The sequence below is a fragment of the Asanoa siamensis genome (assembly GCF_016862555.1).
Classification (GTDB): Bacteria; Actinomycetota; Actinomycetes; order Mycobacteriales; family Micromonosporaceae; genus Asanoa; species Asanoa siamensis.
Genome location: NZ_BONE01000012.1, coordinates 22,023 through 36,984, shown reverse-complemented (window position 1 = coordinate 36,984; position 14,962 = coordinate 22,023). Strand labels below are relative to the sequence as shown.

14 protein-coding genes are annotated in these 14,962 nt (G+C 72.7%); 7 read left to right on the top strand and 7 right to left on the bottom strand.

All coding sequences use genetic code 11. From position 1 onward, the window contains the following. Positions 1-7: 7 nt before the first annotated feature. Both Asi02nite_RS10175 and Asi02nite_RS10170 read right to left on the bottom strand, forming a co-directional pair. Positions 8-1,207, bottom strand: coding sequence for an FIST signal transduction protein (locus tag Asi02nite_RS10175; protein ID WP_203712022.1), 1,200 nt, complete (start codon positions 1,205-1,207; stop codon positions 8-10). A gap of 148 nt (positions 1,208-1,355) precedes the next feature. Then, on the bottom strand, positions 1,356-4,142 hold the full coding sequence (locus Asi02nite_RS10170) for a M14 family zinc carboxypeptidase (RefSeq protein ID WP_203712020.1): 2,787 nt from the start codon (positions 4,140-4,142) through the stop codon (positions 1,356-1,358). 194 nt (positions 4,143-4,336) lie between these two features. Between Asi02nite_RS10170 and Asi02nite_RS10165 the strand changes: the two genes are divergently transcribed. After that, entirely contained in the window at positions 4,337-4,627 is a 291-nt protein-coding gene (locus tag Asi02nite_RS10165; protein ID WP_203712018.1) for a DUF4287 domain-containing protein, read from the top strand. A gap of 8 nt (positions 4,628-4,635) precedes the next feature. Next, entirely contained in the window at positions 4,636-5,913 is a 1,278-nt protein-coding gene (gene paaK, locus Asi02nite_RS10160; protein ID WP_203712016.1) for a phenylacetate--CoA ligase PaaK, read from the top strand. Here paaK and Asi02nite_RS10155 read toward each other — a convergent pair. From Asi02nite_RS10155 to Asi02nite_RS10145, 3 genes are all read right to left on the bottom strand, one after another. Beyond that, a complete protein-coding gene (locus Asi02nite_RS10155; protein ID WP_239126615.1) occupies positions 5,910-7,100 on the bottom strand; it encodes an acyltransferase family protein in 1,191 nt (396 codons plus the stop codon). The genes paaK and Asi02nite_RS10155 overlap by 4 nt on opposite strands. Positions 7,101-7,227: 127 nt before the next feature. After that, entirely contained in the window at positions 7,228-7,860 is a 633-nt protein-coding gene (locus tag Asi02nite_RS10150) for a maleylpyruvate isomerase N-terminal domain-containing protein (protein WP_203712012.1), read from the bottom strand. 13 nt (positions 7,861-7,873) lie between these two features. After that, positions 7,874-8,296, bottom strand: a complete 423-nt coding sequence (locus tag Asi02nite_RS10145) for a TOBE domain-containing protein (protein WP_203712007.1) — start codon at positions 8,294-8,296, stop codon at positions 7,874-7,876. Positions 8,297-8,461: 165 nt separating this feature from the next. On the opposite strand from Asi02nite_RS10145, the gene Asi02nite_RS10140 reads away from it, so the two are divergent. From Asi02nite_RS10140 to Asi02nite_RS10125, 4 genes are read left to right on the top strand one after another with little or no spacing between them, the layout of a single operon-like run. Next, positions 8,462-9,670: an acyl-CoA dehydrogenase family protein gene (locus Asi02nite_RS10140; RefSeq protein ID WP_239126614.1), complete on the top strand. Its 1,209-nt coding sequence runs from the start codon at positions 8,462-8,464 to the stop codon at positions 9,668-9,670. After that, complete coding sequence (locus tag Asi02nite_RS10135; RefSeq protein ID WP_203712005.1) at positions 9,667-10,740, top strand: acyl-CoA dehydrogenase family protein; 1,074 nt, start codon at positions 9,667-9,669, stop codon at positions 10,738-10,740. Before Asi02nite_RS10140 ends, Asi02nite_RS10135 begins: the two co-directional genes overlap by 4 nt. Next, complete coding sequence (locus Asi02nite_RS10130; protein WP_239126613.1) at positions 10,737-11,489, top strand: SDR family oxidoreductase; 753 nt, start codon at positions 10,737-10,739, stop codon at positions 11,487-11,489. Before Asi02nite_RS10135 ends, Asi02nite_RS10130 begins: the two co-directional genes overlap by 4 nt. Next, the gene (locus tag Asi02nite_RS10125) at positions 11,489-12,097 is read left to right on the top strand and encodes a TetR/AcrR family transcriptional regulator (protein ID WP_203712003.1); all 609 of its coding nucleotides are present in this window, start codon (positions 11,489-11,491) and stop codon (positions 12,095-12,097) included. The genes Asi02nite_RS10130 and Asi02nite_RS10125 overlap by 1 nt, the downstream gene beginning before the upstream one ends. On the opposite strand, the gene Asi02nite_RS10120 is transcribed toward Asi02nite_RS10125, so the two are convergent. After that, a complete protein-coding gene (locus tag Asi02nite_RS10120) occupies positions 12,077-13,027 on the bottom strand; it encodes an NAD(P)/FAD-dependent oxidoreductase (protein WP_203712001.1) in 951 nt (316 codons plus the stop codon). The genes Asi02nite_RS10125 and Asi02nite_RS10120 overlap by 21 nt on opposite strands. A gap of 44 nt (positions 13,028-13,071) precedes the next feature. Then, positions 13,072-13,518, bottom strand: coding sequence for a hypothetical protein (locus Asi02nite_RS10115; protein WP_203712000.1), 447 nt, complete (start codon positions 13,516-13,518; stop codon positions 13,072-13,074). 383 nt (positions 13,519-13,901) lie between these two features. On the opposite strand from Asi02nite_RS10115, the gene Asi02nite_RS10110 reads away from it, so the two are divergent. Next, positions 13,902-14,474, top strand: a complete 573-nt coding sequence (locus tag Asi02nite_RS10110) for a GtrA family protein (RefSeq protein ID WP_203712145.1) — start codon at positions 13,902-13,904, stop codon at positions 14,472-14,474. The last annotated feature ends 488 nt before the right edge of the window (positions 14,475-14,962 follow it).

Sequence of the window (14,962 nt, the reverse complement as noted above, 5' to 3'; positions counted from 1 at the left end):
CTGCCGGTCAGAGCGCCAGCGCCGCGATGGTGGCGTTGTGGTAACCCGCGACGCCGGTGGTCCGCGCGAACTCCCCGTAGGTGTAGTAGCCGAACGTCGGCGCGCCGTGCGCCGCCCGTTGCAGCCGGCGCGCCTCCTCGTGGCCGCGTTCGCCGAGGATGTCGAGCCGGGCCACGCAGTCGAACACCAGCACGACGGACGGCTCCTGCTCGCCGCCGCGGGCGACCCGCTCGACCACCTCCTCGCCGATCTCCAGCAGGTCGTCGGGCTCGCACGAGACCACCTGGACCGCCGAGTACGGCGGCATGGGCGAGAACGTGCGCAGGTTGCCGTCGCTGTCGATGAAGGCACCGCGGATCAGCAGCGAGCCGTCGGGCTGGATCAGCCCGAACGCGTGCTCGGAGTGGTAGCCGCCCGCCTTCTTGTAGAGCTTGGTGTCGACCCCGCCGCGCGGCCGGAAGTTCTCCCAGAACACCTCGCGCGCGGGCCGGCCGCCGAGCTCCTTGACGATCTGGCCCTCGACGCCGCTGAGCATCAGCGGGAGGCTGGTCGGCTGCCAGCCGTGGCCGCCGGCGACCCGCAACGGGCGGTCGGAGCCGATCCAGACCGCCACCGCGGCGTCGCGCAGCACGCGGTCACCCGCGAACACGAACGTCTCGGCGAGCCGGCGGTCGTCGGCCGCCGCGCCACCGACCACCGGGATCTGGAAGCCCGTCACCTTGTGGATGCCGTTGAGCAGCTCCTGCTGGTCGCCGGCCAGGCCGTCGGAGAAGAGCAGGACCGCCTCGTGCGGTGAGCGGACCGGCCCCGCGGCGCCCAGCGCGGCCCGGGCGAGCGCCCGCCCGGCGCGGGTGGCGTCGGCCTGCAGCCCCGTGGCGTGGCCGAGGCCGAAGCGGTAGCCGCCGCCGGCGAGCGCGAGCACGGCGATGCCGTCGCCCGGCTCGATCAGCCGGCCACCTTCGAGCTGGCCGGAGGTCGTGGCACCCGCCACCACCGCCGACGGGCCGGCGGCCGCGGTCACGGCCTTCAGGACGGTTTCAAGGTCATACCGGACAGAGGCGTACACCAGCACCAGATCGGGCTCGCGGCCCGCCAACGGGCGGAACGCCTCTTCGATGGCGGTCTCGGCCGCCAGTCGGGAGTCGGTGCCGTTGCCGGTGCCGACCCCGCTGATCGCACTGTTGCTGCTCAGTGCTCTCACCCCCACGCGCGCGCGTGCTCGGACAACCACCGATTGTAGTGGTGAGCGGCGTTCGTCTTTCAGGGCTGCGCGCAGTGTCCGTGGTCATAAACGGCGAAGCCCGGTGGTTCCGGCAGGGCCGGAACCACCGGGCGGTAACCGGTCAGTAACTGACTCAGCCCACGACCGACGTGAGCGGGACGCCCGCCGCGCGCAGGTCAGCGACCAGATCGCGGAGGTACGGGTGCTCGTCGGCCTGCAGGCCCGCGGGGTTGGGGATCACGAACCGGGCGTTGCCGCCCGCCTGGCTGACCCGGGCGGTGCCGGTGTAGCGCGCGACGACCGCCTCGGCGCGGGCCTGGTCACCGGCGGCCACGTTGATGGTGATCGGCCGCCACTCGCCGCCCAGGTTCTCCGGTGCCGGCTGGGCCGCCGCGGCCGCCCGGGCAGGGTCGACCGTCGCCGCCTTGCGGGCCACGGCCTGGCCGGCGGGGTAGAGGACAGCGTTGGCCAGCATCTGGATGCCGCTCTCGTTGTAGGCCCGGAACAGCGGGTTGAACGAGAACAGCACGGCCCGCCCGGCGCCGGTCGGCTCGTCGACGACGGCCGCGGTGCCCTCGAGCCGCTCCTCCTCGACCGTGTAACCGTTGTGCCAGAACGTGTCGTCCGTCGGGTAGGTCACCACGTTGGTGCCCGTGGTGCTGGCGGTGATGATCGGGTCGTCGTTGTTGAACTGGAAGTCCTCGGCCGGGCGACCGGCGCCCACCGGGCTGGAGCCGTCGACGTCGACCCGGAAGTGCGAGCCGATCACCGTGTATTCGCTGTCCGGCGGCAGGACGACCTCGGTCGTCGAGGTGAGCCCGGCCGACCGGGCCACCCGGGTGCCCTCGTTGCGCAGCCCGATGTAGGTGTTGCCGGCGGCCACCCAGTTGCGCAGGTTGGTCTGGCCGGCGGCGGTCAGGCCACCGGTGGCGCTGCTGCCGTCCGGCACCAGCAGGACCGTGCGCCCGGTGAACGCGGCCGTGTTGTCGTTGATGTCCGCCGTGGTGACCGGCTTCAGGTCGAGACCCCAGCGGCTGCCCAGCACGTACCGGGCCTCGCCGTAGGACCCGGCCGTGGTGGAGATGCCGGTGCCGCGGAACAGGCCGACGTCGGGCAGCGCGACCGCCGCGCCGACCGGGGCCTTGCGGCTGGCGCTGAGCGTGACGCCGAGCCCGCGGGCGCGGTCGTCGAGCGCCTGGGTCAGGCCCGCCTCGGGGAAGCTCGCGACGCCCGCGTCCCGGCTGACCGCCACGCCCGCGTCGAGCAGCGCGAAGACGAGCTCCGAGGCGCCGGCCGAGTCGAGCCTGAACTGGTACGAGCCGCCCTTGGGCGCGTGGGAGCCCTTGCCGCCGGCCGGGCGGGCGACCCGCTGCACCGTCGGCTTCAGGTCGTCACCCGTGTAGATGGTGTCGATGCCCATCAGCAGCGGGTTGCTCCACGAGGAGACGTCGTAGAAGTACGGGAACGGCGCGTACGGGTCCTCGCCGAGCGTCGCCTGGATCCAGTGCTTCTGCGGCTGGGCCATCGGGATCCAGTAGGCGCCCTTCGGCACGGTCAGGTTGCTGGCGCTGCGGCCGCCGAACACCTTCGCGTTCGGCACGGTGACCGGCTCCTTGACCTCGTACACCTCGACGTCCATCGCCCGCAGCCGCTCGACCAGCCGGCGCACGTCGGCGAGCTGGCGGTCGGGAAGCAGGAAGTACGACTTGATCTTGATGTCCGGCACCGGGAACTGCACCGTGTTGTCGGGCTGCACGACCTCGTTGGGCTCGAGCGTGCCCGCCCGGCCCTCGGCCAGCGCGTCCGACCAGACCTTGAACCAGCCGCCCAGCACCTCGCGCTTGTTGGCCGAGGCCCAGCCGATCGTCGCCCACTGGGTGTTGAACTGCTGCTGCACCCGGTTGGCGGTCGGCGACGCGCTGCCCTTCTCGTAGGTCATGCCGGCGGCACCGAAGCCGGCGGCCGGCACCGTGTCGCCGTAGCCCATGTAGAACAGGTCGTAGCGCTCGTAGTTGAACCAGCACTCGCTGTCCTGCGGCGTCACGCACGGGCCGTTGAAGCCGAAGGCGGCCTTGTTGGCGTCACCGATCCGGTTGATCCAGTCCACGGGCTCGCTGGCGATCTCGTGGTGGATCGGGTCGGCGTTCGGCGGGAAGAAGTAGCGGTTGCCGCCCATCTCGTGCGCGTCGACGAAGACCTGCGGCGGGTACTTGCGCAGGAGCTCGACCTTGCCGTCGGTCTCCGGCTGCGTACGGGCGAACCAGTCGCGGTTCAGGTCGAAGCCGTACTCGTTCTGCCGGCGGTTGGCGGCCCGCCCGTCCGGGTTCTGCGTCGGGATGATGACCGTCAGCAGGTTGTCGTTGCGGTCGCGGACGTCGCACGACAGGCCGGCGGCCAGCTCGTAGAGCGACTTGAGCGCCGCGTCGGCGCCGCTGGTCTCACCACCGTGGACGTTGCCGGCGATGTAGACGATGGCCGGGTCGTCGTGCGCGATCCGGGCCGCCTTGGACGCCGCCATCGTGCGCGGGTCGCGCAGGTCGCGGATGTTCTCGGCGATCGAGGCCAGGCCGTCCTTGGTCACGTGGGACGGGTCGGAGACGATCGCGTAGGGCAGCGGCTGGCCGTTGACGCTGGTGGCCACCACGCCGGTGGTGACCCGGTCGGAGGCGGCGTCGACCGCGGCGACGTACCGGCGGATCTCGTCGTTGGTGACGACCCGCTGCTGGCCGTTGCCGAGCGGGAAGCCGAGGAACGACTCCGGGCTGGGCACGTCGGCGAGGTGGGCGGCGGGGTTCGGGTCACAGGCTGGACGTGGGGGGTTGGCGCCCGCGGGGGCGCCGTTGAGCAGCGGCAGCGTGCCGGCGAGGAGCAGCGCCGTGGCCGCACCCGCCAGCCGTTTCGCGCGGTTCGGTAGTCGCATTAAACCCGCTTCCCTTCCCGGAAAGGTGGAGTGAAAGGCGAACGGAGCCTATGACCTGACATTCTCCATGGTCAACGTCCGACAGGTCTGACGTGGACCGTCGCGCGTCGGAAATTTTTCCGGACCGGATGTCGAAACCGGCCCGGCCCGTTCGCTGCGTCGGTGGAAGCAACCCGCGAACAGAGGAGATCGACATGTCGTTCCAGGCCTACCTCGACGCCGTGGAGGACAAGACGGGGAAGACCCCGCGCCAGCTCGTCGACGAGGCGAAGGTCAAGGGCTTCGACGCGCCCACGGTGAAGGCGACCGTGATCGTGGAGTGGCTGCGCGACGAGTACGGCGTCGGTCGCGGCCACGCGATGGCGATGGTGCACGTCATCAAGAAGGGCCCGCGGATCTCGTCGAAGCACGTCGGCCGGTCCGGGTCGCACGGCGACGCGTCGGACCTGCTCTGGCTCGACGGCAAGGCCAGCCGGCCGGCATAGTGTGCGGCATGCCGCTTGAACCGATCGAGCGCGCGTCGGTCGACGAGCTGCGCGCCCTCCAGCTGTCCCGGCTCCAGTGGTCGGTGCGGCACGCGTTCGACAACGTCCCGCACTACCGGTCGGCCTTCGCCGCGGCCGGCGTGCACCCGGACGACCTGAAGTCCCTCGACGACCTGGCGGCGTTCCCCACGACCGCGAAGGACGACCTGCGGGCCAACTACCCGTTCGGGATGTTCGCCGTGCCGCGGTCGCGGGTGGTGCGGGTGCACGCCTCGTCGGGCACGACGGGCCGGCCGACGGTGGTCGGCTACACGAAGGACGACATCGCCACCTGGGCTCGCCTGATGGCGCGGTCGATCCGGGCGTCCGGCGGCAGCCCGGGCGACGTCGTGCACGTGGCGTACGGCTACGGCCTGTTCACCGGCGGCCTCGGCGCGCACTACGGCGCCGAGGAGCTGGGCTGCACGGTCGTGCCGGTGTCGGGCGGCATGACGTCGCGGCAGGTGATGCTCATCCAGGACTTCCAGCCGTCGATCATCATGGTGACGCCCAGCTACCTGCTCGCGATCGTCGACGAGATGGAGCGGCAGGGCGTCGACCCGCGCGCGACCTCGCTGCGGACCGGCATCCTCGGCGCCGAGCCGTGGACCGAGGACATGCGCCGCGAGATCGAGGAGCGGCTAGGGATCGACGCGGTCGACATCTACGGCCTGTCGGAGGTGATGGGCCCGGGCGTCGCCAACGAGTGCGTCGAGACCAAGGACGGCCCGCACATCTGGGAGGACCACTTCTACCCGGAGATCATCGACCCGGTGACCGGCGCGGTGCTGCCCGACGGCTCGTTCGGCGAGCTGGTCTTCACCTCGCTGACCAAGCAGGCGATGCCGGTGATCCGCTACCGGACGCGGGACCTGACCCGGCTGCTGCCCGGCACCGCGCGGCCGATGCGCCGGATGGCCAAGATCACCGGGCGTACGGACGACATGATGATCGTGCGCGGGGTCAACCTGTTCCCGACGCAGATCGAGGAGCTGATCCTGGGTACGCCCGAACTGTCGCCGCATTTCCAGTGCGTGCTGCGGCGCTCGGGGCGGCTCGACGAGCTGACCGTGCGGGTGGAGCGCCGCCCGGAGGCCGCGCCGGCGGTGGCGGCCGCGGCGGCCCGTTCGCTGGCCGGCACCGTCAAGGACCGGATCGGGGTGAGCATCACGGTCGACGTGCTCGAGCCCGACCAGGTCGAGCGCTCGATGGGCAAGATGCGCCGCATCGTCGACGAACGGGGTTAGGTCGGCACCAGGCGCGGGCGGCGACGGGCGGCGAGGTCCTCGACCCAGCCGACGTGCAGCACGATCAGCGCGAGCAGCCAGAGGGCGACGGCGGTGTAGACGAGGTCCGCGCCCCCTCCGAGCACGGGCAGCAGGTCGCCGAGCGGGAACGCCAGGGTGATCGCCGCGTTGTGCCAGAGATAGATGGTGACGGCCCGGCTGTTCAGGAGGCGCACGGCGGCGTCGGCCCGGCGGTGGCGGGTGAGAAAGTCGAGCTTCGGTGTCAGCCGGAGCAGCACGAGCACGAAGCCGATCGAGTAGACCGCGTACGCGACGGGGCGCTCCGGCAGGTCGACGTGGTGGCGCACGACCCAGCCGACGGCGCCGGCGGTGACCACGGCGGACCCGGCCAGCACGAGCGGGAACGGCAGGCGGCGCAGGTCGCCGTCGCGGTGGGCGAACCCGAGCACCCAGCAGGCGGCGAAGGTGAGCAGGTCCTCGACCACGGACGCGGAGCGGTCACCGAACGGCCAGGGCGCGAGCTGGTAGAGCGGCAGCAGGACCAGCGGGGCGAGCACGGTCGCGACGCGGGCGTGGCGGTAGAGCTTGAGCAGCAGCGGCGAGAGCAGCACGAGCCAGAGATAGGTGACCAGGTACCAGAGGATGCCGCTGACCGGTTCCGCCCACTGTGTGGCCGGGGGTTCGGCCAGGGGCAGGAGCCACAGCAGCAGCGCGGGCCAGCCGGGGCGGTCGTCCCACCCGAGCAGGAGCATCGCGGGTACGAGCACCGCGCCGAGCAGCCACAGCGCCGGCAGGAGGCGGCGCAGCCTTCCTCTGACGGCGCGGGTGGGTGAGCGGTCGACGGAGCGGGCCATCAGCGAGCCGCCGAGCGCGAACATGACGCCCATCGCGGGAAAGCCCAGCCCGAGCCAGGCGGCGGGGAACATGTGGTAGAGCACCACCCGCACGATCGCCGCGGCCCGCAACAGGTCGAACCACCGATCACGCCCGTCACCGTCCACGGTGGACGCGGCAGGCGCGGTCGCCGAGCCGGTCGCGATGGGATGCCGGCTCGGACGCTGGTCCGGGACCGCGTGGTGCCCGACACCCGACTCGGCCGGTGCCGGTGTGGTGCCTGGCACGGGTGCCGTGGCGCTCACCGTGCGGTGGCGCGGTGGTCCGACCCAGCCGTCATCCCTCGCGGTCACCGGGCGACCATAACGGCGGTCCGTGGGCGGTGGCGGGCGTTCGTACCCCCGCCGGGCGACGGCCGTCCGGGCGCTCATCGCGGCCGAACGAGCCGTAACCGCCGCGCGGTCCGCGCGTCGATCCCGGTCAGAGCGCCGAGATCGTCTCCGGTGCGCGCTCGCGGCGGCTGAGGGCGCGCAGCACCGCCGTCTGGCCGTAGCGCGCCGCCGACAGGTCGGTCAGCAGGCCCAGCACCGGCGTGAAGACGCGGGCGGGGAAGACCGGGGTCGGCACGCCCACGCTGACCGCGAGGTCGTCGCTGTGCACGGCGATCTCCATCATCCGGGTCAGCAGCAGGTCGTCGAGGCGCAGCGCCCAGCCGGTCCAGGGGAGCAGGGTCGGCCGGTCGGCCGGCGCCGACGGCAGCTTCGCCCGCAGGGTCGCCAGCTCGGCGCGCAGGCTGTCGAGCAGCGCCGCGGGGCCGACGGCGGCGAACTCGTCGCTCTGCGCCCGGATCGCCACATTGGCGGGCGCGTCGGCGTCCTCGCCGAGCCAGGCGGCGTCGCCGTAGTGCGCGAGCAGGTCCCGCGGCGGCAGGTCGGCCGCGGGCGCGTCGACCAGGGTGGCCACGAGGTGGACCTGCCGCCCGAGGTGGCCGGCCAGCCCGCCAACGGAGAACTCGGCCAGGGCGCTCGGCCCGTTCCAGCGCTCGGCGACCGCCCGGTCACCGAGCAGGTCGACGGCGATCGCCGCCGCTTCCAGATAAGCCGTGCGATGCATGCGCCGAGACTACTTATTCGACGGCGACGCTGACCTCCGTGGCCTTGACCAGGGCGATGACCTCGTCGCCCTCGCTGAGGTCGAGGTCGTTGACCGCGTCGTTGGTGACGACCGCGGTGAGGGCGGCCCCGCCGTCGACCGCGACCTTGAGCGTGGTCATCGCGGCGCCGCCGGTGAGCGAGGTGATCCGGCCGGGGAGCTGGTTGCGGATGCTGACGTCGCCGACCGTACCCGTGGCCAGGGCCACGTCCGTCGACTTGACCAGCATGGTCACCGGCTGGCCGGCGACGAGCTGGAGGTCGTCCGCGCTCTCCCGGGTGATCGCCGCGGTCAGCTCCTGGCCGCTGGCGATCCGCGCCTTCACGGCGGCCATCGCCTCGCCGCGGGACACCGACAGGATCGTGGCGTCGAGCTGGTTGCGGATGCTGAGTCGCATGAGTGTGAGTCCATTCGCGATCATTTGGTACGCGTTTGTCCCTCCCATCCTCCCCTCGCGGGCGGCCACCAACCCCGCGACACGCCCCGTCGATGGCTTTGTGGCCGGTGGACCCGTAGATTGCAGTCTGAGTGCAAATTCTTGCTTCATCGATGAGGGGGCGCGATGGCGTCGCTGATCACCGAGGCCGACCTGCGGGACCGGATCTCGGCGTTCCTGGCCGACCACGACCCGGCCGCCGCGGCCGGCGGTGGCGACGCGGAGCGGCTCGCGTTCCTGCGCGCCCGGTTCGACGCGGGGCTCGCCTGGGTGCACTTCCCGGCGGGGCTCGGCGGTCTCGGCGCCGGGCGGGTCCTGCAGGTGGTCGCCGACGAGGCGTTCGCCGCGGCGGGCGCACCCGACAACCGGCCGGGACGGATCGGCATCGGCCTCGGCATGGCCGCGCCGACCGTGCTCGCGCACGGCACGCCCGCGCACCACGAGCGCTGGCTGCGTCCGCTGTGGACCGGCGAGGAGGTGTGGTGCCAGCTCTTCAGCGAGCCGGGCGCCGGCTCCGACCTCGCGGGTCTGGCCACCCGCGCCCGCCGCGACGGCGACGACTGGGTGGTCGACGGGCAGAAGGTGTGGACGTCGATGGCGCACGTCGCGCGCTGGGCCATCCTGCTCACCCGCACCGACCCCGACGTGCCCAAGCACGCGGGGCTCACCTACTTCGTGCTCGACATGACCGCGCCCGGTGTCGAGGTGCGCCCGCTGCGCCAGCTCACCGGCGAGGCGGAGTTCAACGAGGTCTACCTGACCGGGGTGCGGATCCCCGACGACCACCGGCTCGGCGACGTCGGCGCCGGCTGGAAGGTCGCGCAGACCACGCTGATGAACGAGCGGGTCTCGATCGGCGGCGGCGCGCTGCCCCGCGAGGGCGGCATGATCGGCGTGCTGGCCAAGGCGTGGCGCGACGACCCGGCCCGCCGTACCCCCGGCCTGCACGACACGCTGATGCGCCTCTGGGTCAGGGCCGAGGCGGCGCGGCTGACCGGGCTGCGGGTCCGGCAGCAGCTGGCCGCCGGCGCGCCCGGGCCGGACGGCTCCGCGGTCAAGCTCTCGTTCGCGACCCTCAGCCAGCAGATCTCCGCGGCCGAGCTCGACTTCCTCGGCGACGAGGGGCTGCGGCGCGACTCCTGGGCGATGAGCCGGCCCGAGGAGGTCGACTTCACGGGGCGCGACGCCGGCTACCGCTACCTGCGGGCCAAGGGCAACTCGATCGAGGGCGGCACCTCCGAGGTGCTCCGCAACATCATCGCCGAGCGGGTGCTCGGCCTGCCCGCCGAGCCTCGGGTCGACACCCGGGTCGCCTGGAAGGACCTGCCGCGATGAGCGACCTGCTGGAGAGCCCGGACGAGGTCGACCTGCGTGCCGGCGTACGCGAGATGCTGGCCGCGGAGTGCCCGTGGCAGTCCGTGCTCGCGTTCGTGTCGTCCGGTGGCGAGGCCTACGACCAGAAGCTGTGGCGGACCCTGGGCACCGGGATGGGGCTGGCCGGGCTGCTCGTGCCCGAGGCGCAGGGCGGCGCCGGGGCGCAGTGGCGGGCGGCCGGCGTCGTCGTCGAGGAGCTGGGCCGGGCCGTCGCGCCCGTGCCGTTCCTGTCCAGCGCGGTCGTCGCGACGACGGCCCTCGGCGCCGGGGGCTCGCCGGCGTTGCTCGGGCAACTGGCGTCGGGGGAGCTGACCGCGGCCCTGGCCGTTCCCTACGGGCTGTGGAAGGCGCCGCGCCTGCTGTCGGTCGCCGGCGGCGTCGTGACCGGCACGGTGCGCGGTGTCGCCGACGCGCTCGGGGCCGGGCTGCTGCTGGTGCCGGCCGAGGACGGGCTCTACGCGGTCGAGGGATCGGCGGTCCGGCGTACCCGTGTGGTGTCGTTGGACGAGACCCGGCCCCTGTGCGACCTGGAGTTCGCGGCGGCGCCCGCGCGGCTCGTCGCCTCGCTGGAGGCGGTGCCGTGCGCGCTGCGGGCCGCGGCGACGTTGACGGCGGCCGAGCAGGTCGGGCTGGCGTCCTGGTGCCTGGACACCACGGTCGAGCACCTGAAGTCGCGCTACCAGTTCGCCCGGCCGGTCGGGTCGTTCCAGGCGCTCAAGCACCGGCTCGCCGACCTCTGGGTCGAGCTGACCCAGGCGCGGGCCGTGGTCGCGTACGCGGTCGCCGACCTCGCTTCCGGCGGCGAGGACGCCTCGGTGGCCGCGTCGCTGGCGAAGATCGTGGGCTCGGAGGTGGCGGTGCGGGCGGCCGAGGAGTGCGTGCAGATGCACGGCGGGATCGGCTTCACCTGGGAGCACCCGGCCCACCTCTATCTCAAGCGGGCCAAGGCGACATCCGTCGCGTACGGGTCGCCGGACCGGCACCGCGCCCGCCTGGCCGGCCTCGTCGACCTGCCGCTGGAGGCGTCGTGACGGCGTCCCTGTCCGGCAAGGTGGCGCTGGTGACCGGCGCGAGCCGGGGCATCGGGCTCGCGATCGCGACCCGGCTGGCCGCGGCCGGCGCGCGGGTCTGTGTGACGGCGCGCAAGCCCGACCCGCTGGCCGAGGCGGTGTCCTTGTTGGGTGGGCCGTCGGTGGCGCTCGGCGTGGCGGGGCGGGCCGATGATCCCGAGCACCGTTCGTCGGCTGTCGCCGCTGTCGAGGCGGCCTTCGGACCGATCGACATCCTGGTCAACAACACCGGGATCAACCCGGTCTTCGGCCCGCTGCTCTCGCTCGACCTGGGCGCGGCCCGCAAGATCTTCGAGGTCAACCTGCTGTCGGCGCTCGGCTGGGTGCAGACGGCGTTCGCGGGCGACCCCCGGCCCGGCGTGGTCGTGAACCTGTCGTCCGTGGGTGGCCAGGTGCCGCCGCCGGGGATCTCGTTCTACGGGGTGACCAAGGCGGCGCTGGAGCACCTGACCCGCTGCCTGGCGGTGGAGATGGCGCCGCACGTGCGGGTCAACGCGGTCGCGCCGGCGGTGGTGAAGACCAAGTTCGCGACGCTGTTGTACGAGGGCCGCGAGGAGGAGGTCGCCGCGTCGTACCCGTTGGCCCGGCTCGGCATCCCCGACGACGTGGCGGCGGCGGTGGCGTTCCTGGCGTCGGACGAGGCGGCCTGGATCACCGGGCAGACGCTGGTGATCGACGGCGGGATCACGCTGACCGGCCGGGGGGCGTGATGGCCGCCTATCCGGAGGAACGCGTCGACGGGCGGACGGCGCGGGCCGAGCGCACGCGGGCGGCGATCGTGGACGCGCACCTGGCGCTGATCGGCGAGGGCGACCTGAAGCCGACGGGGGAGCGGATCGCGGAGCGGGCCGGGGTGTCGCTGCGGGCACTGTGGACCAACTTCAAGGACATGGAGACGCTGTTCGAGGCGAGCGGCGCGCGGGTGCTGGCGACGTACGACGCGGCGTTCTCGCCGGTGCCGGCGGGCCTGCCGCGGGCCGAGCGGATCGCGCTCTACTGCCGGCAGCGGGCCCGGTTGCTGCAGCTGATCGCGGCGCCGGCCCGGGCGGCGGCGATGCGTGAGCCGTTCTCACCCCAGTTGCGCCGCAACCGGCAGAAGCACGTGGAGCGGCTGCGGGACGAGGTGGACGTGCTGTTCGCGGAGGAGTTCGCCCTCGCGGGCGCGTCGGCCCCGGTGTTGCGCGACGCGGTGATGGCCGCGTCGATGTGGCCGGCGTGGTCGATGCTCCGGGACGGTCTGGCGCTCTCGGCGGCCGAGGCGGAGAAGGTGATGACGCGGACGGTCACCGCGTTGCTGTCATCGCCCTCCGACGGCTAGGGCTGCTGCCTCCCGGGCGCAGCCCCAGGAGAGGCTGACACCGGTGGGGCCGTGGCCGTAGTTGTGCACGATCCTGGTGCCCTGCCGGTGCTCGACCTCCACCCGGACCGCGGGGCGTTCGGGCCGCAGGCCGGCGACGGCCTCGACGACGGTCGCGTCGTGCAGCCGCGGTTCGATCCGGCGGGCGCGCGCGACGATGCGCGCGGTCACGGCGTCGTCGGGGGTGCGGTCGTAGCGGTCGGGGACGCGTACGCCGCCGCAGACGATCCGGGTGGGATGCGCCATGAAGCTGGTCCACTCGGCGTCGCGGCTGAGCTCCATGAAGGAGTGGTCGAGGCCGGGGTTGGTGAGGATGACGTGCTGGCCGAAGCCGGGGCGGACGGTGTCGTCCTCGGCGAGCTCCCGCGCCCCGAGCCCGGTGGCGTTGACGACGGTGGCGGCGCCGGTCCGGGTCAGGTCGGTGATGTCCTGCTGTTCGATCGCGACGCCGGACTCGGCGAGCCTGTGCTGGAGGTAGTCGAGGTAGGTCGGCATGTCGACGACGGGCATGCGCCCCCAACTGCCGGCGGCGTACCCGTCGGGTAGCTCGTCGCTGGTCGCCTGCCGCAGGCCGGGAATCAGCGCGACCTGGGGTGGTAGCTCGCCGGTCGGCAGTGCGTCGCCGACGGAGAGGACGTCGGTGATCCGTACGCCTGTCATTGGGTCATTGGCCAGGTCTTGGAAGTCCTGGAGGGAGCGGGCGGTCCAGGCGAGGGTCTTGTCGAACGGTTGTTGGAAGGAGGGCCCCCAGAGCGCACCGGCGACGGCGGAGGTGGTGTCGCGGGGGGTCTCACGGGCGAGGATTCTGGTGGGTACGCCGCTCTCGGCGAGGAGCAGCGCGGTGGTCAGTCCGTTGACGCCAGCCCCGACCACGACGACCCCGTCAGCCATGCACTACACGGTAGTGGGCTGGTCAGGTTGGGCGCGGCCCCTCTTTAGGGCTGGGGCCCGGGCAGTCCGGCGCGCTCGCGCCAAGGCGCGGTGTCCCGCGGCGCGCTGGCGAGCCACCGGGTCACCTGCCGCACGGCAGCGACAAACCCGTCGGCGAGCGCGTCGGGGGTGCCGACGAGCCATTCATGCCGCTCGACCTGGTGCAGGCCGTGGTTCTTGACGCACCAACAGTCGACTTCGACGGCAGCGGCGACCTCGAGCCGCGTAGGCCCATCGTCGGCGACGACGAGGGTGAGCGCGAGTCCGTCGTCCCTGCTGTCGACGAGGGTGATGGTGGCGGCGAGCTGGCCGGGTTCGGACTCCCATTCGGGGGTGGCGTCGGCTTCCAGCTCAGCGGCAGCGGCCCGGATCCGCGCGTCCGAGGCGGGGTCGATCTCGAACGGCATCCCGAGCAACTTCAACTCGCCGAACCGCCCGGCACCCGAATCCATCCCGCCATGCTGCCCCCGCGCTGCCCGCGGCTCAAGGCGCCTCGCGGCTACTGACCGCTGATTCACGTTCGAACCACCCGCGCCGCCGCGTCGTCGTGCTCCCGCGTCGTCGTGCTTCCCGGGCAGCCGTGCTCCCACGGCGTCGTGTTGCCCGCGCGCCGTGCGCCGGCGCTGCAGTGCCGTCCGTGGCGCGGTGCCGCCCGCACTGCCGTGCTGTTCTCGCCGGGGTGCCGTCCGCGGCCTCGGGGTTGCGCCGCGTCGCTCTGCGTAGCCGGCCGGTGTGGGATGGCGAAGTCTCGGGCGGTCACCGTTGGTATGGCATGCCACCATGCCGGCCTGATTGCCCGGAATCCAGGCGGAGCCGCTAGAGTGCGCCGGTGCGCATGACCAGCCGACTGCTGCAGATCCTGCCCCCGTCGTTGCGGAAGCACGTCTTCCGCCGACGCGAAGCCGTCAAGTTCCTGGCGGTAGGCGGCTTCTGCTGGGTCCTGACGGCGGTCATCAACGTCATACTCAAAGTAACCATCTTCGAAGCCAAGCCGGTCACGGCGCTGACGGTGGCCACGATCATCGCGGCCTTCGTTTCCTACGCCCTCAACCGCGAATGGACCTTCCGCACCCGAGGCGGCCGCCGAGCCCACCACGAACTGGCGCTCTACATCGTCATCAACGGCGTAGGCATCGCCCTCAACTCAGCGCCCCTCTACCTGGCGCGGTACGCCTTCGCCCTGCAGACGCCGCACATCTCCCGCACGGCCCAGGAAATCTCGGACTTCCTGTGGGGCATGATCTTCGGCACCCTCCTGGCGATGGTCTTCCGCCTGTGGGCCTACCGCAAATGGGTCTTCCCCCAGGCAGACGCCCGCCCCTCCACCCGCCGCCGCGGCGCGACGACCCTGGCCCAGGCCCGCGCAGCCGCCGAGGCGCCAGCAGACCTGGACCGCAAGGTCGCCTGACGCCGCACCCAGGCGCTTCGGGCCGTCATCCGCCGCGCTGCCACGGGTGGCTCGCCACCACCGCTGCCGGCGTCGCCCGTCGCGTCTGAACGGCCCTCGTAGGAGCCAGTCGACCATTGCGCTGGGCCAACGGCCGTGCCCAGATTCGCCGCGTTGCTGGCCCAGGACCGACACGCCGGGACAACAAGATGCTGCCCCCGCAGCCGCAGCCGCAGCCCTTTGCCCTCCGCGCCCACCGCACCGCGCCCGCCGCCACGCCCACTGCCGCGGGACCATTAGCCCAAACGCGAGCCGCAATCGAACCGAGTTCCGCGAGCCGGTCGGAACCTCGACCGGCATCCCAATCGCGATCCGCCAGGGAATCCCCACCGGAACCCAAGCTGGACGCGCAGCCGACGACGCAGGTCTCTGGGGCGCAGTCGCCGGACCGACGTACCTGACCGGGACCTTCGCCGATCGCCGCGCCGGCCCGCGCGTTGGTCGGCGAC

Excerpts from the sequence above, each read along its gene's own strand:
- Asi02nite_RS10170 (WP_203712020.1), bottom strand. The coding sequence starts at position 4,142 with ATGCGACTACCGAACCGCGCGAAACGGCTGGCGGGTGCGGCCACGGCG.
- Asi02nite_RS10165 (WP_203712018.1), top strand. The coding sequence starts at position 4,337 with ATGTCGTTCCAGGCCTACCTCGACGCCGTGGAGGACAAGACGGGGAAG.
- paaK (WP_203712016.1), top strand. The coding sequence starts at position 4,636 with ATGCCGCTTGAACCGATCGAGCGCGCGTCGGTCGACGAGCTGCGCGCC.
- Asi02nite_RS10150 (WP_203712012.1), bottom strand. The coding sequence starts at position 7,860 with ATGCATCGCACGGCTTATCTGGAAGCGGCGGCGATCGCCGTCGACCTG.
- Asi02nite_RS10145 (WP_203712007.1), bottom strand. The coding sequence starts at position 8,296 with ATGCGACTCAGCATCCGCAACCAGCTCGACGCCACGATCCTGTCGGTG.
- Asi02nite_RS10140 (WP_239126614.1), top strand. The coding sequence starts at position 8,462 with ATGGCGTCGCTGATCACCGAGGCCGACCTGCGGGACCGGATCTCGGCG.
- Asi02nite_RS10135 (WP_203712005.1), top strand. The coding sequence starts at position 9,667 with ATGAGCGACCTGCTGGAGAGCCCGGACGAGGTCGACCTGCGTGCCGGC.
- Asi02nite_RS10125 (WP_203712003.1), top strand. The coding sequence starts at position 11,489 with ATGGCCGCCTATCCGGAGGAACGCGTCGACGGGCGGACGGCGCGGGCC.
- Asi02nite_RS10120 (WP_203712001.1), bottom strand. The coding sequence starts at position 13,027 with ATGGCTGACGGGGTCGTCGTGGTCGGGGCTGGCGTCAACGGACTGACC.
- Asi02nite_RS10115 (WP_203712000.1), bottom strand. The coding sequence starts at position 13,518 with ATGGATTCGGGTGCCGGGCGGTTCGGCGAGTTGAAGTTGCTCGGGATG.
- Asi02nite_RS10110 (WP_203712145.1), top strand. The coding sequence starts at position 13,902 with ATGACCAGCCGACTGCTGCAGATCCTGCCCCCGTCGTTGCGGAAGCAC.